Source organism: Noviherbaspirillum galbum (genome assembly GCF_010974945.1).
Taxonomy (GTDB): domain Bacteria; phylum Pseudomonadota; class Gammaproteobacteria; order Burkholderiales; family Burkholderiaceae_D; genus Noviherbaspirillum; species Noviherbaspirillum galbum.
Map to the genome: position 1 here is coordinate 97,378 of NZ_JAAIVB010000069.1, position 25,141 is coordinate 122,518.

Annotated in this window: 30 protein-coding genes; 7 read left to right on the forward strand and 23 right to left on the reverse strand. The window is 58.1% G+C overall.

Annotated features, from left to right (window positions below):
• Positions 1-8 precede the first annotated feature (8 nt).
• Genes G3574_RS20160 through G3574_RS20210 form a run of 11 tightly spaced genes read right to left on the reverse strand, consistent with a single transcriptional unit; the run spans position 9 to position 7,557 of the window.
• A complete protein-coding gene (locus G3574_RS20160) occupies positions 9-1,259 on the reverse strand; it encodes a TrbI/VirB10 family protein (protein WP_163967218.1) in 1,251 nt (416 codons plus the stop codon).
• Positions 1,256-2,254 (reverse strand): TraK domain-containing protein, encoded by a 999-nt coding sequence (locus tag G3574_RS20165; RefSeq protein WP_163967219.1) that lies wholly within the window; start codon positions 2,252-2,254, stop codon positions 1,256-1,258. The genes G3574_RS20160 and G3574_RS20165 overlap by 4 nt, the downstream gene beginning before the upstream one ends.
• Positions 2,251-3,147 carry a TraE/TraK family type IV conjugative transfer system protein gene (locus G3574_RS20170; RefSeq protein ID WP_163967220.1) on the reverse strand — a complete coding sequence of 299 codons (897 nt, stop codon included), beginning with the start codon at positions 3,145-3,147 and terminating at the stop codon, positions 2,251-2,253. Before G3574_RS20170 ends, G3574_RS20165 begins: the two co-directional genes overlap by 4 nt.
• Positions 3,144-3,419: a type IV conjugative transfer system protein TraL gene (traL, locus tag G3574_RS20175; protein WP_163967221.1), complete on the reverse strand. Its 276-nt coding sequence runs from the start codon at positions 3,417-3,419 to the stop codon at positions 3,144-3,146. Before traL ends, G3574_RS20170 begins: the two co-directional genes overlap by 4 nt.
• Before the next feature lie 3 nt (positions 3,420-3,422).
• Positions 3,423-3,806 (reverse strand): hypothetical protein, encoded by a 384-nt coding sequence (locus G3574_RS20180; protein ID WP_205609858.1) that lies wholly within the window; start codon positions 3,804-3,806, stop codon positions 3,423-3,425.
• A gap of 2 nt (positions 3,807-3,808) precedes the next feature.
• Positions 3,809-4,138, reverse strand: a complete 330-nt coding sequence (locus G3574_RS20185; protein ID WP_163967225.1) for a hypothetical protein — start codon at positions 4,136-4,138, stop codon at positions 3,809-3,811.
• On the reverse strand, positions 4,105-4,572 hold the full coding sequence (locus G3574_RS20190) for a hypothetical protein (RefSeq protein WP_163967227.1): 468 nt from the start codon (positions 4,570-4,572) through the stop codon (positions 4,105-4,107). The genes G3574_RS20185 and G3574_RS20190 overlap by 34 nt, the downstream gene beginning before the upstream one ends.
• 2 nt (positions 4,573-4,574) lie before the next feature.
• Positions 4,575-5,222, reverse strand: a complete 648-nt coding sequence (locus tag G3574_RS20195) for a thioredoxin domain-containing protein (RefSeq protein ID WP_163967229.1) — start codon at positions 5,220-5,222, stop codon at positions 4,575-4,577.
• A gap of 9 nt (positions 5,223-5,231) precedes the next feature.
• Positions 5,232-6,515 (reverse strand): GspE/PulE family protein, encoded by a 1,284-nt coding sequence (locus tag G3574_RS20200; protein WP_163967231.1) that lies wholly within the window; start codon positions 6,513-6,515, stop codon positions 5,232-5,234.
• Positions 6,515-7,012, reverse strand: a complete 498-nt coding sequence (locus G3574_RS20205; RefSeq protein WP_163967233.1) for a hypothetical protein — start codon at positions 7,010-7,012, stop codon at positions 6,515-6,517. The genes G3574_RS20200 and G3574_RS20205 overlap by 1 nt, the downstream gene beginning before the upstream one ends.
• Positions 7,009-7,557, reverse strand: a complete 549-nt coding sequence (locus G3574_RS20210; RefSeq protein ID WP_163967235.1) for a lytic transglycosylase domain-containing protein — start codon at positions 7,555-7,557, stop codon at positions 7,009-7,011. The genes G3574_RS20205 and G3574_RS20210 overlap by 4 nt, the downstream gene beginning before the upstream one ends.
• A gap of 83 nt (positions 7,558-7,640) precedes the next feature.
• Between G3574_RS20210 and traF the strand changes: the two genes are divergently transcribed.
• The 4 genes from traF to G3574_RS20230 all read left to right on the forward strand — a co-directional run bounded on the left by traF (position 7,641) and on the right by G3574_RS20230 (position 11,131).
• Positions 7,641-8,669, forward strand: a complete 1,029-nt coding sequence (traF, locus tag G3574_RS20215) for a conjugal transfer protein TraF (RefSeq protein WP_163967237.1) — start codon at positions 7,641-7,643, stop codon at positions 8,667-8,669.
• 10 nt (positions 8,670-8,679) lie between these two features.
• Positions 8,680-10,170 carry a conjugal transfer protein TraH gene (locus tag G3574_RS20220; RefSeq protein ID WP_163967239.1) on the forward strand — a complete coding sequence of 497 codons (1,491 nt, stop codon included), beginning with the start codon at positions 8,680-8,682 and terminating at the stop codon, positions 10,168-10,170.
• A 51-nt stretch (positions 10,171-10,221) separates the two neighbouring features.
• On the forward strand, positions 10,222-10,620 hold the full coding sequence (locus G3574_RS20225) for an SHOCT domain-containing protein (protein ID WP_163967241.1): 399 nt from the start codon (positions 10,222-10,224) through the stop codon (positions 10,618-10,620).
• A gap of 253 nt (positions 10,621-10,873) precedes the next feature.
• Positions 10,874-11,131 (forward strand): hypothetical protein, encoded by a 258-nt coding sequence (locus tag G3574_RS20230; protein ID WP_163967243.1) that lies wholly within the window; start codon positions 10,874-10,876, stop codon positions 11,129-11,131.
• An 81-nt stretch (positions 11,132-11,212) separates the two neighbouring features.
• Here G3574_RS20230 and G3574_RS20235 read toward each other — a convergent pair whose 3' ends face one another.
• The 3 genes from G3574_RS20235 to G3574_RS20245 are packed head-to-tail and all read right to left on the reverse strand — an operon-like array spanning position 11,213 to position 17,058.
• Positions 11,213-14,257: a conjugal transfer protein TraG N-terminal domain-containing protein gene (locus G3574_RS20235; protein WP_163967245.1), complete on the reverse strand. Its 3,045-nt coding sequence runs from the start codon at positions 14,255-14,257 to the stop codon at positions 11,213-11,215.
• 22 nt (positions 14,258-14,279) lie between these two features.
• Positions 14,280-15,227, reverse strand: a complete 948-nt coding sequence (locus tag G3574_RS20240; RefSeq protein ID WP_163967247.1) for a hypothetical protein — start codon at positions 15,225-15,227, stop codon at positions 14,280-14,282.
• Positions 15,217-17,058, reverse strand: a complete 1,842-nt coding sequence (locus tag G3574_RS20245) for a type IV secretory system conjugative DNA transfer family protein (RefSeq protein ID WP_163967248.1) — start codon at positions 17,056-17,058, stop codon at positions 15,217-15,219. The genes G3574_RS20240 and G3574_RS20245 overlap by 11 nt, the downstream gene beginning before the upstream one ends.
• A gap of 140 nt (positions 17,059-17,198) precedes the next feature.
• Between G3574_RS20245 and G3574_RS20250 the strand changes: the two genes are divergently transcribed.
• The 3 genes from G3574_RS20250 to G3574_RS20260 all read left to right on the forward strand — a co-directional run bounded on the left by G3574_RS20250 (position 17,199) and on the right by G3574_RS20260 (position 19,311).
• The gene (locus G3574_RS20250) at positions 17,199-18,551 is read left to right on the forward strand and encodes a GGDEF domain-containing protein (protein ID WP_163967250.1); all 1,353 of its coding nucleotides are present in this window, start codon (positions 17,199-17,201) and stop codon (positions 18,549-18,551) included.
• Positions 18,544-18,945, forward strand: a complete 402-nt coding sequence (locus G3574_RS20255) for a hypothetical protein (protein ID WP_163967252.1) — start codon at positions 18,544-18,546, stop codon at positions 18,943-18,945. Before G3574_RS20250 ends, G3574_RS20255 begins: the two co-directional genes overlap by 8 nt.
• A gap of 108 nt (positions 18,946-19,053) precedes the next feature.
• Entirely contained in the window at positions 19,054-19,311 is a 258-nt protein-coding gene (locus G3574_RS20260) for a hypothetical protein (RefSeq protein ID WP_163967254.1), read from the forward strand.
• A 901-nt stretch (positions 19,312-20,212) separates the two neighbouring features.
• On the opposite strand, the gene G3574_RS20265 is transcribed toward G3574_RS20260, so the two are convergent.
• From G3574_RS20265 to G3574_RS20305, 9 genes are all read right to left on the reverse strand, one after another.
• On the reverse strand, positions 20,213-20,635 hold the full coding sequence (locus G3574_RS20265) for a hypothetical protein (RefSeq protein ID WP_163967256.1): 423 nt from the start codon (positions 20,633-20,635) through the stop codon (positions 20,213-20,215).
• Positions 20,595-21,008 (reverse strand): hypothetical protein, encoded by a 414-nt coding sequence (locus tag G3574_RS20270; RefSeq protein WP_163967258.1) that lies wholly within the window; start codon positions 21,006-21,008, stop codon positions 20,595-20,597. The genes G3574_RS20265 and G3574_RS20270 overlap by 41 nt, the downstream gene beginning before the upstream one ends.
• A gap of 11 nt (positions 21,009-21,019) precedes the next feature.
• Positions 21,020-21,166: a hypothetical protein gene (locus tag G3574_RS20275; protein WP_163967260.1), complete on the reverse strand. Its 147-nt coding sequence runs from the start codon at positions 21,164-21,166 to the stop codon at positions 21,020-21,022.
• Positions 21,167-21,296: 130 nt separating this feature from the next.
• Positions 21,297-21,455, reverse strand: a complete 159-nt coding sequence (locus tag G3574_RS20280) for a hypothetical protein (protein WP_163967262.1) — start codon at positions 21,453-21,455, stop codon at positions 21,297-21,299.
• Positions 21,456-21,702: 247 nt separating this feature from the next.
• Positions 21,703-22,143 (reverse strand): hypothetical protein, encoded by a 441-nt coding sequence (locus G3574_RS20285; protein WP_163967264.1) that lies wholly within the window; start codon positions 22,141-22,143, stop codon positions 21,703-21,705.
• A gap of 103 nt (positions 22,144-22,246) precedes the next feature.
• A complete protein-coding gene (locus G3574_RS20290; RefSeq protein ID WP_163967266.1) occupies positions 22,247-22,420 on the reverse strand; it encodes a hypothetical protein in 174 nt (57 codons plus the stop codon).
• Positions 22,417-22,680: a hypothetical protein gene (locus G3574_RS20295; RefSeq protein WP_163967268.1), complete on the reverse strand. Its 264-nt coding sequence runs from the start codon at positions 22,678-22,680 to the stop codon at positions 22,417-22,419. Before G3574_RS20295 ends, G3574_RS20290 begins: the two co-directional genes overlap by 4 nt.
• 212 nt (positions 22,681-22,892) lie before the next feature.
• Entirely contained in the window at positions 22,893-23,231 is a 339-nt protein-coding gene (locus G3574_RS20300) for a hypothetical protein (RefSeq protein WP_163967270.1), read from the reverse strand.
• A gap of 836 nt (positions 23,232-24,067) precedes the next feature.
• Complete coding sequence (locus tag G3574_RS20305) at positions 24,068-24,877, reverse strand: helix-turn-helix domain-containing protein (protein ID WP_163967271.1); 810 nt, start codon at positions 24,875-24,877, stop codon at positions 24,068-24,070.
• Positions 24,878-25,141 lie beyond the last annotated feature (264 nt).

Consider the following 25,141-nt stretch of genomic DNA (forward strand, 5'->3'; position numbering starts at 1 on the left):
ATGATCCTTTACTTGACCGGGATTTCGAGGCCGCGCACCAACACGATGTCGATCTGGCGAAGCGGGTTGATTTCGACCACAGGAACGATTTCCTTGGCCAGCGATGAGTAGTATTCGGTGATCTTCTCGAAACTCTTGCCAATCGGAGCCGCGCCGCCGTTGCCGCCGGCACCGCCGCCGCCGTTACCTGCTCCACCCAAGTTGACATTGACATTGCCGCTGCTGGCGCTGAGTTCCTGGCTCAACCAGCCGGTCAGCCCTACGCCGACCGCACCGACGATGCCCACGCGCAGCGCCTTGGCAATTGTCTCGGCTTCCTTGGTGACGAGCTTGCCGTACAGGCCGGGTTTGCCGTCCTCGCCGACGACATAGCCGTTCAGCGGCACTTCGACGGATCTGCCGCCATCGAGCACGCAGGACAGGCGCTCGGCGCGCAGCATGGCGCGGGACGCGCTCATGTCGCCGGTACCCGAAATCATGGCAAAGCATTCCTTGACGGACGCGCGGGCATTGTTGGGGAGAATGGCATCCTTCTTGATTCGCACCAGCATGGGCAGGGGATCGCGGCGAGCGGCATTGGAGACCGGGAAGTCGCCGCCGTTCATAGCAACGCCGGAAAGGATCGTGCCCATGGGGAACCACGCGCCTGGAGTGCGTTTTGCCTTGCCGGCGCGGTCGGTGGTGGTCACGGCCACGCCGGTGCTTTCGCGTCCTTCCTCGTCTTCGTCGTCACCGGATAATTGGATGCCGCGCGCCGTGTTGCCGCCGGCGCCAGCATTGGCGCCGGGTGGCGCGCCCGGCAAGGCGGTGCCCAGCGCGGGTGCGGTGCCGGGAGCGGGAAGCGGAAAATTCCCTTCCGGCCCGGTCGATGGCTTGTTGCCGCCGTTTTTCCTGACAGCTTCAGCCACACGGCGATCAATGTCCTCGCTGTTGGGGCCCTTGCCGATCTGGTCCGACAGGGACGAGAGTGCTTCGGCCAGCTTGCCCTCCGCGCTCACCTGCCGCGCCTGGGTTTCCTGAAGCTGGCGCTGCAATGCTGTGATCGACGCGTTGAGGTTTTCAACGTCGATATTGCGCTTGCTGGGCGTTACCACCTCGACCGCTAGCTTGTCGTCTCGCCGCTGGGTGGTCGGTGCCTTGGATGTCAGCATCAGGATGATGGCAAACACCACGGTCCCGACGAGCAGGATGACACCGGTTTTCTTTTGCTTTGGATTGAGCCCCGCCATGCGGCGTTGCCACGCTGCCATCCCGCTCATTCGGCGTCCTCCTTCGCAAACATGATGAAGACCTCAGTGGATTGGCCGGCGTCGATGGCCAGGTTCGGATAGATCGTGACGGCCTTGACGCGGTCGCTGGCGAACGCTTCCTCTGTCAGCGTCACCATTGCCGTTCCCTTGTTGACGAGGCGGTAGCGGTAGATATCGGCGTCCGACCCGGCATAGCGCTTGACCGGCGTGGCGGCGATCGCACCGGAGACTGCCATCGGTGCGGAGAGCGGTCCTTCGGTGAAGCCGGACGGCACTTCGCCCATGACAGCGGATTTCATCGTGGACCGGATACCGTCGATGTAATCCGATGGCTTCGTGCCCCAATCCGTCGTCTCGCGCCGATCTGCGGGAATACCGCCATCCATGACGAGGTTGATCGCGCGCCCGGGACGCCGCTGCGGCACCAGGTGCAGGCCGATGGTCGGGGAATTCGCCTGCGCCGTATCCTTGATGAAGATTGTCGTCTCGCGCGAGGGCAGCACGAAGACGTCCGACCCCAGCGGCCGTGCCTGCGCGATCTTGTCGATGTCGACCACGCGCGGCTTGCGGAAAGGTGTCGAAATCAGGTTCGGCGCACTGTCTGAGACCTCGATCCGGGCGGTTACGCCATGACGCACAGCAATGACCTCTGGCGCTGCCGTGGTGAGTTCCTTGGGCGTGGACGGCTTGGGCGGCGACGGGAACCGGCCTTCGGTGAGCTTCTGCAGTTCTGTTCTTGCCGGGGCGTCGGCCGGGGCGGACGAGCGGTCGCTTGCTGCTGCAGCCGCTGCTGTCGGGGCGGCGGATGCAACGGCGGCACCGGTGGGAAGCGCAGGACGCGTGATCGAGATCGGCTGCGCCGCAGGCTGATTTGCCGGTGCGGCAGTGCCAAAGGTGACAGTGAACGTGGGCTGCGGAGGGGCGGCCGGTGTCTGCGCCTGGGCAAGCCCAAACGCCAGCAGTACCGTCGCCAGCAGGGGGAACCGGAGCTTGGTTGTCTTCATAGGTTATCCGATGTGGTGCGGCCATTCGCGCTCGGCTGCGCGGTCGACTGGGGCGTGCGAACCGGCGCCGGACCTTGAGGCGCGACGCGCGGTGCGGGAGCGCCAATGGCTTGGGGTTTGGCTGCCGGCTTGCCTGTCGGGCTTGCTGGCGTGGTTGCCGCGCCATCCCCTTCTTCCATGATTTCCTGTGCGCTGCCGATGCCCGATTCGATCGCTTTCAGAACCTCGTTCTCCTGCGGCAGGATCTGTGCGGCCTTTTCGTCGGCTGCCCGCTGCAGTTTCTGCGCCTCGGCCGGGTGCTCGCGCTCCCACTTGGCGGTACGCGCCGCTCCGATATAGGACGTGAAGGTCGTGATCTTCGGCGCACCCGCTTCCATGCGCATCGACATCTGGTACGTCACCGGCACGTTGGCCAGCGTCGTGGTGCGTGCGCGGTAGGCGGTCGAGGTCAGTTGACCGGAGACGAACAGCCGGTTGGTCGAGGCTTCCCAGGTCACGGTCTTGGGCGTGAACACGTTGACCGAGCCGGTCCGCGCAAAGCTGGGGTCTTTCTCGATGGACAGCAGCTGCGTGCGTACCGCCTGGAAGATCGACTTGTCAAAGATATATTCGAGATGGCCGGCGACAAACCCCGCGGTCTTGGGCGTGGCCGATCCGATCATCGATGCGGCGTACAGGCCCCATCCCTCGAAGAAATTCTTGGACGCCTCGTTCCAGCCGACCACCGTCTCGGTGGTCATCATCGGCGGCACCAGCACAAGGCGCTCATGCATGGTCGCCAGTTTCGTCGTTAGCGCAAGATTTGCCATCACGGAGGCGGCCAGCGCTCCTGCGAGCAGCAGATTGGCGCTCAGGGTGGCTTTCCAGTTGCGGCCGAGTTTGATCAGGTTCATTGCTCGGCCTCCGTCTCGAGGCCATTGGTGAAGACCGTGTTGAGTCCCGACGTGCCCCACCAGTAGATCATGTGGTGCAACGATCCGGGCAGCGCGTTGCGCTTGTACCGGATGTAGATTCCGCTCAGGACCAGGCCCGCCAGCATCCCGGCGGTAAAGACTTCGAATACCGTGCCGGCGCCCATGCCGACCAGGATCGGCACCAATTCATCCGCCTCCCACCACATCACCTGCGGGAACTCATCGACCATCTGGGGAATACTGACTTCCATGACTTATGACCTTTCCTCACCCGGCTTGCAATCAGCCGGTTTCGCTTTCGGCTTGATTGCCAGCGCTTGTTTTTTGATCTTGGACGCTTTTTTCTTTTCCGGCGGAGTGGACATCAGCGGCTCCGGAGACCCAAGCGTCGCCAACGTGACAGCAGGCGCCATCGGTACTGTCGCCGGCGCAGGAACAACGACTGCCCACGAGTTCGCCCGGATGATCTCAGGAGGATGGTCCCGAATCACGGTCTGCTCCGAAGGTGCGATCACCGCGATCTGCGAACTGGTCTGCACGCGCTCGACGTTCAGGTAACCTCGCTGCGCCACATAGGTGGCCTGCGGCGGCGTCTCGCAAGCGGCCAGCAGCATCGCCGCGCACATGGGTAGGAGCAATCTCACCGTTTTTTCCTTGAAATGCGGTACACAAGGACAAAGGCTATCAGCACTTCCAAAAATGAAATAATTATTTTTGCGTTCTGAAAACTTTTTTCTGCATGTGGCTGGACAAGCGCAAGTCCCGCACGCGTCCATCCCTTTTCCATGAAATCCGAGACTTCCACGAGGTCATTGGCAAATGCCCCCGGCACAAAGCCGAACGTGGTCGCGGAGACGATGGCGGTCGCCACGGGGTGCCGGATCTGCCAGCTGTCGTAGCGCGCCTCGGCGTGGCTGGCTGCGTGGACGAACAGGATCAGCGCGAAAGCCAGGTAACGAAGTCGTTCCATGTGGTGTATCCCGATTTGGTACCGCGGCCGGGCAGGTAGAAGGACGGCGTGCCGGCGGAATCCTGCGCCAGCGCGGTGTTGTAGCGTGCCTGCTCGATGAATTTCTGGTCCGGCATGCTGGTGACAGGGGCGGTCAGCCCCTGGATGCTGTTTCGCTCCAGTGCCCGTGCTGCCGCCAGAATCCCCTGCTCGTCCCATCCCACGGGTATCCAGCGCAAGGGGCGCGCAAGCACCGGCTCCCCGAGCGCCAGCCGGGAAACAATGTCAGTAAAGGCGCGGATGCATGGGGAACACGCCGGATCGATCAGCACGGTCAGTTCCGGCCCGCGTCCCTCCCCCATGTCAATGCTGTAGGCGCGGTTCCATTGGGCGAGCGCGGTGTGTGAAGTCAGCGCAAGCGCAAACACGGCGCCAAGATAGAGTGTGCGGCGCATGCTCAGGCCGAAGTGATGACCTGGGAGACGAGGCCGTTGAGCAGCTGGACGAGCAGGCTGTAGTCGCCGTTGGTGAAATTGGCATTCGTGGCATACCGTCCGCCAATCCCGAAATGCGGCGTGACGTTCGCCTTGTAACGGCGCGAGAGAAGGATCGCTCGGGCAAAGCGGTCCTTCGTCACCTGCTTGTTCAATGCATTCTGTATGGCTTCCCGTGGAAGTTTCATTTTTCGCAAAACGTCTGGGAACGCTTCTGGCGTGTAGGCGTTGGATGCGGCGGCGTACGCAAGTGCATCGAACTCGTCAATCCGCTGCGGCGCCACTTCACGGACCACATAAAAGGCACTAGCTGCGGATTGGGAAACGCGCTCGGTAGTAAGCAGCGGCACGCGAACCAATTGCACGGGCTCCGGTAGAGTCCTTCCCCATTCGACTATGCCGGGGGCGTACTTTTCGCAATAGGGGCACGCGTACGAAAAAAACATGAAGACCCGATCCCGGTCATCGGTATAGTTGCCGATTTCCGTATAGGGACGAAGGTGATCGGTCGGGTTCTGTCCCTGCGCGCGCGGCTGCAGCGCCAGTTCCTGCGCCAGTGTGGGTAACGACAATAGCGCGCCGCCACCAAGTAAAAATTGCCGACGATCCATGGCTCCTCCCTACATATTGATCTTGAGCGCCGCGTGGAAATCAACCAGGCGGTTGGCACTCATTACCGTGCCCGCAACGATGAGCGGCTGATATTGGTGTTGCTCATACGCCCGCTTTACCATCGTTGCCCGGTCGGTTGATTCGATCGCCGCCTTGAGTTCGCGCGTGCCGGCGAGCATTTCCATCACCGGTACCCGGCCGATATACCCGCCCTCGCAAGCGTCGCATCCATCCGGATTTGCCACCCAGTACTGCCCATAGGTGTCAACGAGATGCCCGCCCTCCTCCGCCGCCAGCGCGTCCCGTTCCAAGTCGTCCATTTCGTATGGCATGGAGCAATGCGGGCAAAGCCGTTTCAGCAGCCGCTGCGCCACGATCAGGCGAATCGTATCGGCCAGTTCGTAGTGCTTTACCCCCAGGTCCGCCAGACGGCTGACGGTGGCCAGCGTGCTGCGAGTGTGCAGCGTCGATAACATCAGGTGACCGGTATTGGCCGCAGCAAGCGCGATGTTGGCAGTTTCGGCGTCTCGGATTTCCCCGACTAGTCCGACGTCGAAATCTTGCCGAAGAAAGGATCGCAGGACCTTCGCAAAGGTGCGCTCAGGCGCGCGCACGGTGACCTGGTTGGCGCCGGGAAGCGAATATTCCACCGGATCTTCGACGGTGCATATATGAATGCCCGGCCGGTTCAGATGATTCAGGCAGGCGTACAGGGTCGACGTCTTGCCCGAGCCGGTCGGCCCGACATTGAGGATCAAGCCTTCCTCGAGCGCCAAGGTTTGCAGCAATACCTCGCGCACCGCATCGGGCATCCAGATCGAGTCGAGCGTGCGGCCCGCATTGTTCTGGTCCAGCAGGCGGCAGACGATGGACTGGCCTAGCGAATTGGGCAGGATCGATACGCGCACGTCGACCCGGCGGCCATCGATCAGCATGAAGAAGGAGCCATCCAGCGGCGCCTCGCGCTCACTGGTGGCCAGCATGCAACGGGATCGGATCTTCAGGTCGAGGTCGCGTGCCGCTTCCGAATTGAGAAAATACCGGTCTTCGAGCACGCCATTGATCCGGAACCGCACCCGGAATCCCTTCACATGATGGATGAAATGGATATCGGATGCGCCCTCGTGCAATGCCTGCGGGAAAACATGGTTCAGGAAATACACGACCTCGGTGTCGCCCCGATCGGTCGAGATGAACTCGTCGAGGCCATCGACATAGGCGTAGCCATCTTCCGGCACCAGGATCGATGAGAAGTCTGAAACCGGGTTGTAGTCGTAGCTGGATTCATCCATCACAGTGCCTCGTCTCCCTTTTGCGGCGAAGACTTGCTTGTTTTCGCCTTGATCTTGTTGACTGCATCGTCCAGCGGCGACGGTGACGCAATTGGCGCTGCAGAAGCGCCGGATGCCGCACCTGACGCGCTAGACGCGGCGGGCTGCGCAGTGGCCGGTGTGCCGGACGGCTCTGCCGCCTTTGCGCCATAGGTCTTGTCCGCAAAGGAACCGAATAAGGCATCGTCATTGGGGAAGACCGGTGGGTTGCGGCTGTCTTTGGCCCAGTACCAGACCGCGGTGCGGCAAGCGGACAGCACCTGTTGGGGCTTGCCCTTGGCCATGCTTTCCCCGCTATCCTCGTCGACCAGGCGCACCACCGATCCCAGCAGGCGCGTGGCCGCAGCGGCCGGTATGCACGCACGGTTTGCGCGCGTGGGTTCGTCCGGCGAAATGAAGATATACCCGACGTACGAGATCAGTGCTACGCCGGCGGTATAGGCAATCACGTCTTTCAATTGGTTTCGTCCTCGATGGTGATCGCGGGGCCAGCGGGCGCCCGTGCGGTCTGGACATAGGCTTGTGCCGGGAGCGTCTTGCCCGCCCCGGCGTACCACTTCCAGACGAGATCGGTGTAGCGGCGGCGCGAGTCTTCGCAGGCCTTGCCCTTGAGCTGGCTGCAGGCCGTGTTGTAAGCGCCGACGGCATTCCACGTCGCGCCGTTCCTGCGCACGGAATCCGCGAGAATCCATGCGCCCACGTCGATGTTCAGGCAGCTGTCATTCATCAGCATGTCGCGAGTGATGCCGTACCGCGCCAGCGTGGGCAGGTGGCCGGAATTGATTTGCATGATGCCCAGGTCGACACTGTTGGTGCGCTGGTAATGAGTCAGGTTGATGGCGCTGGCCCGTCCGCGGGACTCGACCATGGCAATCGACCACAGCAGGCGAGGGTCAAGATTGTATTTTTTCGCGGACGCGGCAAAGCAGGCATCGAGCTGCTGGGCGGCGGCGACGCGGGTGACGACAAAAAGAGAAATGAACAGGAAGCGCTTCAAAATCATTATTTCAAAAAATGCTTTGAGGCTATAGTACGGAAAATTCTGTTTTTGAAATAATCATTTTTCTCCCAATGCGAAAAATTCCAATGACGCGGAAAAAAGCGGAAAAGCTGCCCGGGAAAGGCCTGATCGCCCTCTTGGCCGCGATTTGTATGGCAATTCCGGGATTTGCTGCGCAGGTGGATGGCGAAACCAGCACTGCCGCCAATACGGGAAATGGATTTTTCAATCGGAAAACGGAAGGTTGGTTTTTTTACAAGGACCCGCGCGAATTGGACCAGCAGGCACCTGAGCCGGAAAAGCCGGTACCACCGCTACCTCCCCCAATGCCGCAGGTTGCTGCGCCTGCTGAGCCAAAGAAGCCCGAGCCGTTCACGGTTCCGTGGATGCGGCAGAAGATTGAAATCCTTCGTGACAACGCGATTGCCAATCCCACGAAGGAAAATGCACGGGCGTACATGTATATGCAGCGCCTATTGCTGGACATGGGCGACAACTTCGCGGTTGCTGGGATGAAGGCCGTCGAGAACGATCCCTACCTCAATGAGTCCGTTCGGTTTCCAACAGCGACCTCCGCACGGCGCTCGGCGCTATGGCAGGTAGACAAGGCACGGGATGCGATTGTCAAGGAGATGGCCAAGAAGGCAGGTCTATGGTTTTTCTTCGATTCGGCCTGTATTCATTGCCATGCGCAACACCCCGTCATGACGATGCTTGCAAGGGATACGGGCTTTGCCGTGCGCAACATCTCGGAAGACGGCAAGGGGCTGCCCGGCATGACTGCGAAGGATTTTGTGGTGGACAACGGCCGTGCGACGTTCAAGCAGCTGGCGCTGAAGCTGACGCCAGCGGTGGTAATGGTTGTGCCTCCCGATAACGTGATGGTTGTTGCCCACGGCGCGATGGCAGTGGATGAATTAAAGGCGAAGATCGTACAGGCCGCGATTGACCGCGACTTGGTGCCGAAAGAATTGACAGACATGGCTGAACTCGAACGGCGTGGCATTGTGCCGGCGGAAGACATCGCCAAGATCAAGAACACGATGAAAGACACTGACGACCCGAAAGAGCTGGTCAAGATGCTGCAACAGGCAATTGGCAATCGATTGAATTGAGGGAGCAAACATGGCAAAAGCGCGTGTCAAGCTGGTGGCCCTTTTGGTCACAGGGTCGATGATAATGGGCGCCACGCGAGCCGACATCGGCAGTGCACTGGACGGCATGTGGTATTCGTCGGCCGGAGGCGCGATAAATGGAAAGCAGTCGATGGGCCTTTATGGTCCGTCGATATCTCTGCGCTCACCGAATAAGGTGTACCAGGTGGCCTATTTCGACCCGCCGCGGCTGGCAGCAGGCTGCGCAGGCGTCGACATGACATTGGGCAGCTTCACCATGTTCAAGGTCGAGGCCTTCAAGGAGCTGGTCCGCAAGATCATGCAAGGCGCGCCGGGCTTTCTTCTTCAGCTTGCGGTCAAAGCGATGTGTGACGATTGCTCGAGCATCCTGCAGACGTTCCAGAACTTGGCGAACGTCGTCAATTCAGGAACGATGAATTCCTGCCGCATTTCGCAGCAGTTGTATTCCTCGCTGAACAAGGATTTGCAAAGCAAGGACTTCGGCGGCGCCAACACCAAGGATACGCTGGAGAGCTATCAGAATGCGGTAACAGGGTACGTCGAGGACGTGTGGGGCGCGATGAACAACCTGTTCAAGGATTCGAAGGCGAACCGCCAGCAGGCGCAAAATACCTCGACCGACTACGGGAACACGCTTTTCAACACGTTTTATACCAATGGTGGCCCGGACCGGATCGACTTCGCGGTGCTTGGTGGCGAGCAGGAAGGCATGCAGATTGTCCAAAGCTTAATTGGCACGAAAGTCTATAAGTCAGTGAAGCAGTCTGATGACGATTCCACCGCCGCCTCGGTTAATGGCCCCCAGACGATGGATGACGGCTGGTACGCTGAGACCTTGACGTTCGATGACATCGTGCGCGGTTTCGACTCTTCGGCACAGAAGAGTTATCTCAAGTGCGTCGATTTCAAGGCTGACCCGTTCGGTTGCCAGAAAATCGACCCGAACGGCGCATACAACTATCGCGGGATCAAGCGCTACCTGATTGAAAAGTTCGCCGGGCCCCAGGATGGCATTACGATCCAGGACTTCGACGGCGCGGACGGCCCGCGTCTTGCCATGATTGGCGACGGCTCAATCATGGACAAATACATGAAAGGAGACGTGTTGAGCGCGGACGAACTCGCACTGCTCCGCAAGACGCCGCTTCAGGTTCAACGCATGCTGGTCATGCTCGCCGAAAGTGATCCGGCCACGCGTCTTGCGCTACTGGACGAAGCATTCGAAGTGATGTCTTATACGTTGGCCTCTTCCATCGGCATGGCGATCGTGAAGACAGTTGCCGGGATCTACCAGCCGACAACGGGAAGCTCCGAAAAGCGCACCATTGCCATGACAGACCAGCAGCGCGCCAATCTGGGCAAGCTCAACCAGGAGGCACAAGCCTTCGCCAAAGTTGCAGAGCGCAACGAAAAAGTCGAGCGCCTGACGCAGCGCATCTTGACGAGCAAGATCATTAACTCGAAGTTTGTGACGCCGTAGTGTCGATGTGATAAGGTTGCTTTTTTGCAATACATTTTACGAGGCAACCGCATGTCGCATTTGTCAATCTGGCACTGGATGATCGTACTCGTTTTGATTGGGTTGCCAGTCGCCTTGCTTCTTGGGTTGGGCCGTCTTCTCAAGGCAGGGCCGGATGAGGTCGCAAACACGTGGAAAGGTCGCACGTTCTTCTACGCCGCGCTGGCGCTGCTTTTCCCGCTCTGGTTAATCACGCTTCCGCTGTTTTCCTATCTAGCGTACCGGTCTTATAAGGCCGGACGCCCGGCCAGTTCGACACATGCAAGTCCAATCGCGCAAGTCGCGTCTGTTCCCCCTAGTGACGCACGAAGCGTGGCAAGTCAGATCTCGGAGTTGCACGAACTCCTCAAATCAGGCGCGCTCACCCAAGATGAGTTCGAAGAGCAAAAGCGAAAAGTATTGGCAGCATGAGTTGAATGTTTCACTACAAACGCTGATCTGTTGCAAAATTTCAACTCAAATATTAGTTAAAAGGTAAAAATGGGTGTATGGTTAGTTCCATACGCCCTTTTTTGTGCGTTTTGTGGGGAGCGGTCCCCGCCATTTGGTGGCGAAACCTATGTAGGGAGAGATCCCAAGCGCCTTGAGCGCTGAACTCTTAGTCAGGTGCAAACCCTGGCCGCGAAGGACGCGGTGAATACGATGTAATGTAGTAGGTGTAATTATGTTTAAATTTTTGCAACGTGTGTTTAGCTCGACCGACGCGGGCAATGTGCAAGATGACGCCAATGTTATTGGTCAGGATGAAAAGTTTTTCACGGTCATCTTCCAGGACAAAAGTGAAGGTGTCAGTGCAAATGGACTTCCGCTGCACGGTGGTATCGACGACCTAGGCGCAACGGCCGGTCTTGGCGGACTTGGTTTCGGCGCGAGCCATGGCTCCCTTTTCGATCAAGGGTTCACCTTCAACAACGATCTGTGATCTAAGCGGGTGTCTTGTTTCAGACACCTCGCAATTCGAAACGGCAAGCAGCTACTTTGCTTGCCGTTTTCTTTTGCGTATTTACTTGCGTTCGGTCGCTTTCATTGATCGTTCGTGGTGTCCTCTTGTCGTTCCGTACATTGCCGCAGACTCCTGCTTGGCTTGGTTTAGAATTGCCTGTCCGGCCGAACCGGATGGACTAATCCCTTTCTGAACCATTTCGTCGTACACCTTGACCTCTTGTGCGTGCCGGCCGTTTTGCCTAATCTCCGGACGGTTGTAGTAAGCAGCGATCTCTTTATCTTTGACTGGGTCCCCTCCAAATGGATTTCCCCCAATGCCGCGCGGCATGGTTACTGGACCAGGAACACTCGACACGCCAGCTGACTTTGCCGCCTGTTGCAGATTTGAGGATCCCGAAACAACGTTGCCGAGTGCACCGGCCGTGCCTTGAGAGCCGACGGCATTCTCGTGGCTTCGTACAGCAATTTCGTTGCGCATTGCATCAGCCACAGTTTGCTGCCCTGCTGTCTGGGCGAGCGCCGCCGCTGCACCGAGCCCCGCCGAGACATCCTGGCTATTTCCACTCCGCAGAGCTTGGGATACTCCTATTTGCACAGCGTTGGCATTTCCCCATCCGCCATGTTTGTTCACCATGTCATCCAAGCGCTGCGCGCCTTCCATACTCGCAGCGCGGGCGCCCATCTGGGCGGAGGTCACAGCTTGTGCGCGATCTGTAGCGAAAGCATTGGTTGTGAGGGAGCCAATGTTAGCTTTGAGATCAGCCCCGTATGACATTGCCTGTTTCATTTCACGCTGAGCTGATTCTCGCTCAGAGACGTTCTTACTATGCTCTGCTTTTGCCGCTTCATATTCAGCACGTGCTGAAGAAACTTGTCTGTCGTGGGATAGATCTGTGCTTGATTTTACGCCCGATCCCGATTCCGCACTATCTGTCAAAGATGTCGAGGTACCTGCCGCGCGACTATCCCTTGTCTGCTTTTGATTTGCGTCGGTCCAAGTGTCTGATGTGCTAACCGTAGACCCGATCTCGCCACCGGCGCCATAGGATGCCGACGGTATGCCTCCGCCAACAGGTGTCCCCTTGACTGGTAAAGTGGCTGCACCGCCCGTCTTCAGCCCCAACCCAACCTGAGTACTAGCTTTAACGTCGCTGGTGTACGTCTTGATCTGTGCTTTGTCGTTGCTCAGGGAACCTTCGGCGCGCTCTGCACTTTGAGCTGCCGTCTTATGTCCCACGTCGTCATGCGTACCCATTTTGTCTGAACGGGCATATTTTTCAGCCGCTTCAACCGCCGCCTTTTTCTCCTGCACTTTTGACCAGGAACGTGCCTCTGCTGATTCTGCGGAATGAACCCGCGCCGTCGCCATGGAAAGTTGGTTTCCTGCAGACCAGTTCATCGAGCCGTCTAGATCTTTCTGTCGCAACATGCCCGATGCGCTTCCGGCAAGCGCGGTATGCATCCCACCGCCCGCAGTCTGGACTTTGGCGATGTGATCCGAGTTTGTGGCTTCTTGTGATGTTGGTGTAATTCGCTTCTCATCCACGTAGTCACGATCAGTACCGGTGGATTTTCCGGCAAGGTTAGTCATCGCATACATCGACCCTGAAATCAGCGACAAGGTGATGATCGGAACCGCCGACATCAACGTGGATCCGGTATAAAGAACGGTGGTGGCTTGGTCGTAGAACTGATCGATGTATGGCAGCGCCATCTGTCCGCTCAGCTTCAGATCCTGCAGGCGCCGCCAGAAGTCGCTCTCCACGTAGTAGGACACTAGCGCCGCGATCGGCAGCCAGCTTTGGCTCCAGACGCCGAAAAGCAGCCAGCTTCCATAGACCTTGAATCCGGCAAGTCCCATCACCATCGCCACCAATACGATGATCGGCGCCGTGGCTGCAAAGAGGAAGGAAAACGCATTCATGGCCTGGGTCATGAACGAAATGAACAGTGAGGCCTGTCCCGCCTGGTCGGCAGCCGCCTTTCGCTTGGCATTAAGCATCGCATCGACGAATACCCGATTTGCCTGCGCGGGTGAAACTTCCGCTGCGGTATTCAGCGCTGCGCGGACGATGCGATGGAAAGTGGCGTTGGCGACGATGTCATTATTGGCGGCGTCGACGTCGGCTAGGACGTTCTGCAGCTTGGTATTGAGCACCTCGATTTGTTGTTTCATTGCATTGAGATCCTGAGCGCCGCCATTGTCTGCTGACTTGCCACCAGACTGCGAACTGGCGGTCGACCGTAGCACGTCCTTGGCGAAACCGTCTCCATTCAAGTAGGCCTGCATTGCCGCCCAGATCTGTTGGGCGCCCTGTTTGCACGGCAGGTACACGCTGTCATAGCCACCCGTGTCGGTGTTGGCAGGATTGTATGTCCGGTACTCCATATAGCCTGGTACCGATTGTGACTTTTCCTCGAACAGCGTGCGCAGCGTTCCCTGTTCTCGCATCGCTTCCGCGGTTGCCGCCGTGGCCTTGCACTGATTGAAGAACGAAACGGCGTTGTTGCAGATGGTGGCGTGGTCGCTGGAGCAGTCGTACAAGCCATTAAGTCTTGTCAGCAACTTGAGAGGACTCATCAAACCAGACGCACCTTCAGCCAACGCACCGCCCGTCTCGTCCGGGTTGGTAAACCAGGTCATTAACGTGTCGCCCATGGTCTTGCTCGCGTAGCTGGCCATCCCGGCTGGAAAGGCGATTCCGTATGGAACGTTCTCGACGACGATCATGCGCGGCGAGACGGTTGCACTGTTCTCATCGAAGAACGATTTGATGGTTACGGTGGTGGTCGGCGTGAACATCGCCATTGCAATGACGGTACCGACAAACCACTGCCCGACCATGAACTGGGTGCGCAAGGCGCTGGAGACAATCGCTAGGAGCAAACCAACCAGTGCCGCTGCCGTCATTCCGCCTGCCATGATTGACCCGGCCCAGTTGCCGTTCCCGAAGAACGCGGCGACGCCTCGGAACGCATGCGCCACGCCGTTGGGGTCTCCGGCGACCCAGAACACCGGAAAGTCGCTATTGACACTGGCATGCGCCGACGACGCCGCAAGGAGGACGGTCAGGCTTAAGAGACGCAGTAGATTCTTGTGCATAGAGCTCTTTCCGTAACTCAATTCAAAACAGGCGTGACCACCAGATGTTGCTGCGCGACGCGTCCTGGCGGTGTTCCTTCGACCATTCATCAAGCTGCAGCTCCGGGTTCTTGTAAGTCACATACAAGCTGTCGACCTTCTGCGACAGAAGGTACAGGTGTCTAAGGTGATCGATCACCTCGTAGATCTTCTCGTCGGCATGCAGGGCATATTTTCCCGGCAACTCTTCCTTGATGAGCGCGGTCGCTTCGTCGACGGTCATGCCGGGCCGGTACCAGATTTCCCGCGCCAGAATGGTGGCCACATCATCGGCATACAGGGACATGCCTGCGAAGGCGAACTGGTTCATGACCCTGTCCGGCACCGGATAGGCGCTCCAGTCGAACGGCTGGGAAAAGACCATGTAGCGGCGCCAGAACTCGTACTGGAAGCGCAGCAGGATGACGTCGGTGCGGATTGTGGTCGAGATCGCGGCCGCCGCTTCCACGAAGGTGACCTCGGTGTCGGATGCGCAGAAGAAAAACTGGATGCCGCGCGCCATCAGTTCGGGAGTCGTGTCCTTGGCCAGCACGAAGCGGGCATGGTTGTAGATCAGCTGGAAGCATTCGCGCTCGGTGCCTTCCTCAAAGTCCTCGAGCGTGATGTAGTTGGACTTCAGGGCGACTTTTCGTCTTTCTGTTTTTCCAAGCTTGGGAACAGGGTCGATCTCGGCGTCGTCAGGTTGCGAAATAATATCCAGTGGTACCCCACGATCCCCTTCAAACCCGCCCAGCTCCAAAGCGCTGCAAGCTTCAGGATCTCCTTCAGCAGCGGACTCAAATAAGTCGTTAAGAAGTGCGTGAGCACGCTGCGCAGTGGTGGGATTAGCAGCGCGACCAGCCCGACTAAAAATGTCGTCAGAACCACTCCAGTGAAACTCATCGTCGTCCTCCTCTTGGCTGGCCGGAATAATGGCGGGCTTATTCATCATTGTCCTCGTCGTCCTGATCGTCCTTGCGGTCGTACTTTTTGCCTTTGACGGTGCTAAGGAAGCGGTCAAGCTTCTTCAGGTCGCCATAGTCGAGACCGTTGGGCCGGGTCCGGTTGCGCGGCTTGTTCAGCTTGACCTTGCCGATCTTCTCCGCCAGTTCGGGCCGGATGGTCAGCATCGGCACGCGCAGGTTATAGATCTTGCTTCCCTCGTAGAGCATCACGCATTCGCCCTTGTCCAGACTCTTGAGCTGGTCGGGGGTCACGCGGTGCTGTTCTTCTTCGCGCTCGGCAAAGGCGCTGCCGCTGGAGTCGCCGATGCTTGCTGTGGGGGACGCCCGTAACGATTGGGCGGACTCGGATTTGCTGTCCGAATGGGTGAGCGTTTTGGCGACCGCAATGTGCTTGCCGATCAGGTCCGCGGCGGACTCGGCCGTGGCCTGGGAACCCACGCGGAACACCATCTTTGTGCTGGTATTGCCAATCACGCGCTCGCTGAAATCGTCGCTGATTGCCTTGAAGTTCGACTCGGATTGCACCGCCGGGACCAAAAAAATCCTAGCTGATCGGGCCTGTTCAAACAAAACGCTCCATTCCATATTTACATAGGCACCTGCTTCGTCAAAGAAGGCCATGAACGGGAGTTTTGGACGATCTTCCTTCTTCGCCTGCAGCCATGAGACGGCCGTTCGGAAGTCTCCGAGAATCATTTTTCCGAAGTTGTTTGCCGCGATCGCCTTGCCCATCGTGGGCAGCGCTGCGTAGCAAATCTTCCCGTTCCTGATGATGTCGTACATCCGCACATCCGGCGTGTACGAATTGAGTACCTTGCCGAACTGGTTCGTGCCGAACGTGAACAGCCTGCCGCCGATGCCGCCAAAGGTTTCCTTCAGCCGCTTCAGGTCGATCTGCCCGGCCATCGGGTTTCGCGTGTCATTGGCCGGCAGCCGGTATTGATCGAGGAACAGCCGCAGATTGCGCGTTTCGTCGGCCTTGGGCGCCACGCGCAGCAGCTTGTCGAGCAAGTCTTCCAATGCCTTCGAATTGTTGAGCAGTACGGACAAATCGTAGAAGTTATATTTGTACCCTGCGCGCTGTGCTGCGGACACAAGCGTGACGATGCCCTGGTTGGCTGCCTGCTTATAGAAGTCCGCGCCAGCATTTTCTTCGGTGCTGGGGATCAGGCCCATCAAGCGTGCCGATATCTCGTCAGGGTCGCCGTCCTGAATCGGGTTGTACGTGTTGGAGTTGTCCGGGTCTCCCGGATTGAGAACGTAAAAATCTTTTTCGCGCCCGCAGGCCGCGGCGAACTGATACATCGACAAGATGTTGTCGCCATCGAGCTTGCCGTCAATGAAGAGGACCCCTCCATTGCGCTGGATCTGCTGGTACATCATCAGCGAGGCTGCCACGGTTTTGCCCACACCGGATTGGCCAACTATCCAGAGGTGGCGAAACAGCGCGTCGTCACCAAGGAAAATGGGCTTGCCCGTGTCAGTGGCGTAGCCGACGAGCAGGCCGGATTTGGAAAACGGAACCACGGGCGACTCGTCCGATTTCACACCGATCGAGCTTTTCAGGGCGTAGTGATCGCGCCAGGGCGCGAGCAAGCGCTGGGACAATTGTTCCGATGCCGCCAGTGCCGCGCCGAACGGAACGAAAACCGGCATCAGGTTCGCAAACGCCGATGAGGACATGATAGTGGCCAGCGACAGGCCGACCACGGAAGCGGTATCTCGCGGCCCGCCAAGGTTGGCATTGAAGGCGTGGGAATACAGCGACGCGAAGTCGAATTCCGGGGCGGCGTGCGTAGGTTTGACGGTTGGGTCCATGTTCACAACGAGATCATTTTTTGAGAATGTACCTCGTTGTTCGATTTTGAAATAATGATTTTTGCGCAAAATTCATTATTTCATTTTTGAATTTGGCGCTACGATTTCGGGGAACTCAACTCTTGCCGGTCATGCCCGACATGTCCTCCCTGCCCCGCGTTGTTCTCGTCGCCGGATCCGCCCACCTGGTCATCCAGACCGGGGCGACCGCGCCCGCGCGCGCTGGCAACGGGAAAATCGACATCAGCGTGGGCGGTACCGCCTACGAGACAGCCAGCTGCCTATCCCGGCTCGATACCGTACCGCGTCTGTTGACCGCGTGGAACGCGTCCGAGTTGTCCCGACTGCTGGGGGCGCACATTGCTTCGGCTGGCATTCAGTTGATACCAGATGAAGTGGCAGGCATGGATATCGGGGCGGAAGTACGGTTCGGCGCTCACGGGCAGACCGGGCATGTCGCGTCCATCCCGATATCCAGTCACCAGTTTGGCGCGCAGCGATTGCGGCAGGCCCTGAATGGTGTGCATGCGCTCTATATGGATGCGACGCTGTCTCTTCAAACGATTGCAGATCTTGGAGAGAGCGCCGAGGCGCTGTCGATACCCATGGTCGCATTCGGCGTGGCGCCAGAACTGGCCGCAAAGCTTCTCCCGCTGGCCGGCAAGCTGACCGCCTTGGTGCTTTCGCCGCTCGAGCTCGAAAGCTTGTTGGAGGAAACAGACTTGGCTGATGCGTCCGAGATCGCGCATCGGATGGAAACCATGGTGTTTCTGGCGCGCGGCCGCGGCGGCGGCGTGATCTACCACCCTGACGGCGAGCGCACCCGCGTCCTGCCGCCGGAAACCGAAGGCGGGTCGGCATTGCTCGATTACCCGTTCGCGGTGGCGGTAATCGAGATGCTGCTGCAGGGGCATGAACTACAGGATGCCGCCAATGCGGCGCATGCTGCGGCACTGGAACTCGCCTGCGGTGGCGCCGTGTCCAATGGGCTGTCGAGCATGGTCGAAGGCCTGGTCGATCAGGCCGAACATGACACCCTGACAGGGTTGCTCACGCGCGGTGGCTTCTCCGGAGCGTTGCGCCGTGGCCTCGGACATCGTGGGGCGCTTCTCCTGCTGGACCTCGACAACTTCAAACAGGTCAATGACACGCACGGACACGACGCCGGCGATCAGGTGCTGAAGGATGTCTCGGACGTCATACAAGGCTGCATTCGTGCTGGCGACTTCGCCGCGCGTTGGGGCGGGGACGAATTTGTTGTCTATCTTGCCAAAACTGATGTGGAGCGTGCGCAGAAGGTGGTGCAGCGGATGCGCGCGACCGCAGCCAAGCGCAACCTGCACGGCGTGACGTTGTCGATTGGTGTCACGGTCGTCGATGCCGGCGAGCCCATTGCAGATGCCATCTCCCGGGCGGACAGCGCAATGTACCGGGTCAAGCGGTCCGGCAAGGACAACGTCATGGTCGATGCCGAAGGATTGCACGATGGCTAAGATTTTTTTGATCGCCAAAGACACAAACGCGCCGGCGCTTGGCGCGGTCCTCGACCTGGATGCGCTGCCGGAAGGCGTCGTCAACACGGTGGTCGCGCAATGGCGTGACCAGGTCGACGACCTGGTGCTCTGGTTTCTCGCGGATGCAGCAAGAGCGATCGCATTGGTGCGGGAAATTGCCGATCACGATCTGAGCGAACAGGCGCGGTGGTTTTGCACGACGCTGGCCAGTTTCACGGAGAACTGTCCGCCGTCGAAGACTGGTATGGAAGATTGGTTGTTGCTCTCTGATGGCGACGATGCAGAAATTGCCCGGCTCCCAAGCAAGGATGCGGCCCGGATTTTTTCACTGATGCGAAGCGGGATTACGCCGCTGCGCACGCCTTGGGATTGAGCGTTCGCTGGCTGACGCTGCGGCGTGTTCGGAATTGGTCGTTCTTTGCGAGGCGGGAGGACCAGTGCAATAGCAGATCAGCCTCGAAACAAGTCGAAAAGGATTGGAATGGAATCTCAAAAATTCATGTCTGCGCCAGCATCTCTTGCGCTCGCTATCGAGATCATGTGCGTTGCCCTGTGCATGGTGGCCGCATGGGATATGGCGGGGGATGTGGTCCTCCCAAGCAAGATGGTGATGGTCAGGACATTTCTGATGGCGGCGATCCCCTTGTCCTTTGTCCCGACCTTGATCGATAACGTACAAGGGAAGAACCACAACTTTAATCGCGTGGTGGCCAAACTCGAACGCCTGATGGCACGCTGATGCTTCCGAATCGAAGCTGAAGCACCGGCGAGGATCGACTGTTGCAACCGCGCATCCTCGCTAGTGCGCCCTTCTCAATCCTAGTATCCTCACAACATCCCTGCGCTGCGCACGTCCCTGCTGAATTTTCTATGTCTGATTTCTTTACTACTTCTTCGATGGTCACGCGTGACCATCCGAGCGAGCAATCAAGTAGCGTATCGGCGGAACGAAAAAAGGGCCGCTATTTCGTCCATCAGTGCCAGGGGTGCGGTGCGGATCAGATGATCCTGGTGCGCGTGGACGCGCCGCGGCCGTGCTGCTGCCCTGGCGCGAAATTTAAGTACAAGGGCGTTCAAGACATTTCCTGAAACCCGCTTTCAAATGAAAAACTCCCCAAGGTCCGAAGACCGAGGGGAGTTAGTTGGATCAAAGCAGCGACGTTGTCACCTGGCTGGATCACAGGCGCAGGAGCGCAATAACAGAGCACCGAATGTGCATCCAAGGCGCAGGCGCGCATCAATAAAAATCCCAGTACCGCAAGCGGAATCCTCTGGGAGGGTCTCGGGTTAGGCCGCGAGAAGAGGCCAAGGCGCAAACGCACCGGTATCGTCCTGATCAAGATGCCGATCAGACAGGCGTTCATTGTGTGTCATGAACAAATCTCGGTTTCCGAAGAAACGTGTATCTCCGCGCTTCGCGCAAGAACTCTATACACAACGCGGCTGGCCAAAGGCTGCCTCGCGTCCTCTAAGCAGAAAATCTGCTTTCCGGCAGAGAAAGCTCCGCCATCAATTATCATAGTGGTCGGTATGTATGGAAAAAAAGATGTTTTTTGCGACGAAAAAAGCGTTGTGGATTCAACGGGTTAGCGAGTGCCAAAAGAAAAACCCCGTCACCTGTAGGCAACGGGGTCGTTTAGTCAAAGGCGCACGTTATGGCGTCTCAAGATGCGAGCAATGCCCGCATATCGCATCGCGTCCGCGACGAGGCGGAACATCGATCCCGGCAACGACGTAACCTGCACCGGGGACTCTCCAGCGGCAAACCAGACTGCGGTTGCCGGAATCAAGCAAAGATAGTTGAAATCAAAGCGGGTATCCGCCGTCAACATGCCTTTCACATCAGCGCCAGCTTTCACAATGACGTCGCCGCCATTGGAAGACTCGCGCTCGGCTTCGCAATGTGTTGTACCGTAGGCAACCAGCACATGGCGCTGCGCGTTCTCCATTGTTTCGCCCAGAACGAAGACTGGTCGGAGCTTCGGGCCGGGAACCAGGTGGGCATCCTGCGGCCACCAACATCTAAGTATGTCCCCCATGCTGAGGGCGGGAATCGTCTGCATCTGCATCTCCTTGCTCGCTCAACAAGTCGAGAAACACATCCTTGAGGTTGGCGCCGTTGGATTGGCGGGATTCCTCAAGCTTTACCCTGCGTTGCATGAGCTGTGCGACTTGCTCAGGCGACAGGCGCGGTGCATCCAGATCGAGATCGGGGATCTCGGCTCGGGCCAGCTGCGTCACCGCACGAATGATCAATTCCTGTTCGGATACGCCATGGCTGTGGGCCAAGGCGCTCAGCGTGTCGGCCGAGATTCCGAAGACGGAATTGATGTCATCGAGCGAAAAAGTAAAGCTTTTGGGCATATCAATCTCCGGTGGAGGCACTGCAGGCGGAACCTGCACTGTATCCGGCGGATTCGTCTTTTGCAAAGACATCTGGTTCTCCTTTAAGCATGCGTCCAGCGATGAGCCAGGTACGCAGTGCCGGTCAGCAGAAGATAGACGACAGCCATGCTCGGTTTGCCGTGCATGATCATCATGGCGGCGGAACCAAAAACAACGGTGGTCGTGGATTTCATAATGAGCTGGTGCATTGCGTTCCCCTTAAAAAAGAAAAAGCTGCGCCAATATCGACGTAGCGGCAGGACATGCGGGGAAAAAAAAATGTCCACCGGCCTTGGGGGACGGTGGACGAAGAGGAGTGAAAGGGACCGGGCAGACTGCTTATTGAGACAGAACTTTCTGGCCGGGACGGTGGGGAGCGGTGCCTGTTGCCGGCGGCTGTGGCTGAAACAGCGCGACGACGTTGGCAGGTTGCTGGACTTGCGGGCGGGCGACGTATTCCTTGGTAAAGAACACGGCGAGCGAGCAATTGGTGATCATGAGAAGCCTCCGGAAAAGTGAAATGGGTGGTAGAGGTGCGGCCGAGCCGCTCACGAAAAAATCGGGTCTGTACCGTCGGCAGGGACCGTGGCCAGATAAGGCGCGGGGCGGCGAAACAGCCTGCAGCCCGTGTTGCGTTGTCGAAGTGAGTCGATATGTTTGGAAAAAAAAATGTAAACAGCAATGCGCCGCCGGACGGATCCGGGCGGCGCATGGGGGTGGTCAAAAGTGGCGGCTTGGACGTCGATCAGGCAGCCATCCTGGGCTGGTTGCCGGTGCGCAGGTAGGTCATGGCGCACTGCTGCTCGAGCATGGCGGTGGCGTGCTGTGTCTTGCCCTGCCGGATCAATTCGAGCACGGACTCGGCGAACCGGCCCAGGGCATCATCGGCGATGGAGGTCTCATAGACGATGCGCTTGCCGCGCTTGTCGAAACGAATATGGTCGGTCTGTTCGCTCGGTTGGCCCCACAACAGGTATTTGAAGTCGTACGGGACCTTGTGGGCGTCGAGCGTTTTCAGAAAGCCATAGCAGAGGTGGCGGCCGTCATCGCAATCCTCGATTGTGACCATCGTGCTGTCGGGACGCGCCAGGACAACATGGTACCGGTCGAACTCGGCGACGGCCATTCGGATGGCCGCGACTTGCAGGGCCTGCGCGGGAAAGGATACTTCTGCGAAAAGGAACATGGCATATCTCCTGGGATGGTCTTTGCCGGAATTGGCAAAGTGCAGGAGATGGCCGGAAAAAAGAAAAGCCGCACGTGTCCGAAGACAGCGTGCGGCAGGTTGATCACAGGCCCAGACGCTTGTGCGGTTCAGGCTTTCGGGTCGCAACGTCGATTCGCGAGCGCGAGTCGGTGCGGCATTCGTGGATGATCGACTTCACCGCGCCGATGACGGGGCCGAAGAACATCCGCGGGCTCTCAGCCGCTGCTGCGGTTATCTCCTGAAACAAAGGGTTCATTTTTTAAAAATCTCCCGGATTGCTTTGAGCACCGATTGCAACAGGTGCGCAACAAAACACACTGAGTCGGTTAGCAACAGAGCATCTGCCAACAGTCCCAGCAACTTGACGGTGAATTTGTTGGCGCCAAACTCTGCCAACCGTTCCACCAGCACATCCAGGCCAATCGCGGCAGCCGCGATGACCAGGAAGATGACCAGACCAACCATGACGTGCACGCCAAAGCGCACGATCGGGGTCCACCATTTTTCGTTATTCATTTTTTCTCCTCAATTGCTGCATGCGTCATTGCATAACGGGAGGAGATACGGGGAAAAAATAAATGTGGCCGGCACGCGATTGGCGGGAGTACAGGCGAAAAAAAGCCGCCCTAGCGGCGGCTTTTTTCGATACAGCTTGCTTTCAGCGGCGGATCTCGTCACGCATGGCTTGGAAGGCGCCGACTAACGGCGCAAAGTACATGCGCACTGCGTCACGCGCGGCGGTCTGGACGACTTGCAGAAATGTGTTCATTTTCTTCTCCTTTCTGTGCATCCATACAGTACACCCGGCGTGGTGCCTTGGCAAGAGTGGACATTCGACGTGTCAGCGCCTGGTCAAGATAGCGCTGCAGGAACGATTGCGGAAGCGGCGGACAGACCACGCGAGTGCACGGATCCCATGCGGCATCGTTTTTCGCCGTGCGTGGCGCCACCAGCCGTTCGATTAGCCCCTCGTTGCGAACGTCTTGGGGATGGATCGCGTCCATGACCATCTTGAGGTTGGCCGGGATATCAATGTGGCTCAAGCCGAAGCTGCTGAATGTTCTCATGTTAATTGCAAGACAATGAAAGAGGGGCGCGCGTTCAATTCCTGGCATTGACACCGCCTCCGGTTTCAACAGGCAACAGTTCGCCCTGGCTCATTGTCGAGCCGGCTTTTTCATGCCTTGACTGGAAAGGGAGCGGCGGGCGCATGTGCGCGCCCTGCAGGTGTTAGCTCAAGCAGACGAGCGGAAACTGGGCGGCTGGCCGAGCGTCAGCGGGGGCGATAGCATCCACGGGTGCGGGGTCGTTTTCCGCAGGCTGGGTCAAGGCTAATTTGCTAACCCGAGGCGTGGTGTTTTTGAAGTTACCAGAGCGGCAAACGATGGTGAAGGCGTCCTGCTTGACTTGCGGAACTTCTTTCAAGAAATACGTGGCGAAGCTAGTGCCAATGCGCAACATGATGGTTCCCTCTTCCTCTATCAGCGAGGATGCGCCTTCTTTGGCGTCATCCCACAGTGCCTTACAGTACCGGCATTGCCGGCCTGTTCCCAGATGTCTCCGCGATGCGGACCCCGGTCATGCGGTCATTGCCACATGTTTATGTTTGTGACGTCGGTCCGGGCGTAGCCCGATTCGACTAACAATAAGGTGAGGACGTTCCGGTTGATGTCGCCCGCCGGTTCAGGCAGACGCAGCAAGCGAATCGTTGGCAAATGCATGGTATTGCTTCGCAACAGTCGCTTCGCACTGGAAGAGCGAATCACTCTTTTTGTTATTGCCCCTGAGCAAGCGGACAGGTGCAAAGATACTTTTCTTTCGCGGTGCTTACAAGGTAAAAAACTATATAGATGTTGAAATTACGCATTGAAGAATTGCAACGTAGACTGGCGCTTCTCGGATCTTAAGCTGCGGCGTCATCCATGCTTGGCTGGTGAGATGGGAAGTTGCGCTTATCGTTCATAAACAGCCCGGCACCGTTTGCGAGAACAGTGGCATGCAAGGTGTTCGCAGCGCCCAGCTTCTTGGTCGCACTGGATCGCCACTTGTTGACCGCCGGCTCTGAGCAATGCAGTAATTTGGCGGTCTGCTCCACCGAAAACCCAGCTGCTGCCATGCGCAGGACATCGAGCTCGCTACCAGACAGTGGTTCCTGTCCAATCATGCGCGGCAGGCACAATGGGCCCATGACACGCGCGACGATCTTGCCGTGGAATTTCAGGCACGCGAGCACGTAGTTCGGGTCTTGCGGATGCTCTTCCCATTTCTTGGCAGTGCCCCAGCCAAGCGACACGACAATGCCGTCGTGGTGAAAGGCGCTCATCGCTCCGCTGTACAAGCCGGTAGCGTAGATAGACTGAATGACATGACTCCACCTTAGCCCGCGGTCAAGTACCTGTGGAAGAAGTCCAGTCATTGGACGGGTGATGAGTGTGTCTGTCAATGGATTATGCGGAGTCTTGCGCAGGTCTTCCCAACCCTTTGGAAAGGTGGTGAAACGGTATTCGCGCACCGAACTGCCTTCGATGGCTGTCGGTAACCAGGCGGTCAGCGAGCAGTGTTCGTAGTCGAGCCACTTTGCCATCTCGCACATGCGGTCGAAAACCGCTTCCGGTGTGGATAGATTGAAAAGGTCGCAGGTCGCGGACTTCCATTCGGCGCTGACCTCAATGACCGCGTCGTCATCGACGAGCGGCAGTTTCCCAGCATGCATAGGCTTCCCTCGTTTTTAGTATTGTTTGTACGGCTTGTTGCCGTTAGGAAAGAGTTTATGCCCTACAAAAGGGCTGTCAACTGATGGTCAAGGCAGTGTTACTAGTTGTGTGTGCCGTCACTATGGAACACACGGAATTCGTGTTTTACGTCGCCTTTTTGCAAAAAACTGTGGTTTTTCTGACCGAAAGTCAGATTTTCTTGCTTCGCCTTTTCGAAGGCGGGAAGAAAAAAATGTCCGCGCTTATCCCCGCACGGCCGGTTC